This window comes from Lysobacter sp. TAB13, from assembly GCF_052113885.1.
GTDB lineage: Bacteria > Pseudomonadota > Gammaproteobacteria > Xanthomonadales > Xanthomonadaceae > Lysobacter > Lysobacter gummosus.
In genome coordinates this window covers 1-411 of the sequence record NZ_JBFRDR010000276.1, presented here as the reverse complement: position 1 = coordinate 411, position 411 = coordinate 1, and the positions used below count along the sequence as shown (strand labels likewise).

The following is a 411-nucleotide window of genomic DNA, read 5'->3' as shown; positions in this document are numbered from 1 at the left end:
CCCGCGTCTCGAGCGCGCCCTGCAGGTCGCGGATCACGGCATCGATCGACAGGCGCGGGATCGGGCGACCGAGCGCGCTCGCATTCGTCACCGCGATCCGTGCCGAGGCATCGAGCTTGTTCTGCGGTCCGGTAAGCTGTGCCGTGACCTCGCCCTTGCCGGAGAGGCGCGGATCGGCCCGTTTCAGATCAGGCAGGGTGATCGCGGCCCGCAGATCCGAGCGCTCGCGGCCGATGCCGCCATCGGCAGTGAGGGCGACATGCTGCCCGGCGAGACGAAGACCACTGACATTCACACCGCCGTCAGCGAGTGTCCCTACGCGCCCGGCCAGCGTCAGATTGCCGGCGAGCAGCCGGTCGAGCGCCGCCTCCCCGGTCCCGATCTGATCGCCACGGCCATCGAGGGTCGCGG

Annotated in this window: 1 protein-coding gene; it reads right to left on the bottom strand. The window is 70.6% G+C overall.

Annotation, left to right across the window (positions count from 1 at the left end):
• A partial coding sequence (locus AB4Y92_RS26155) for a hypothetical protein (RefSeq protein WP_441822272.1) occupies positions 1 to 411 on the bottom strand: 411 nt, incomplete at both ends.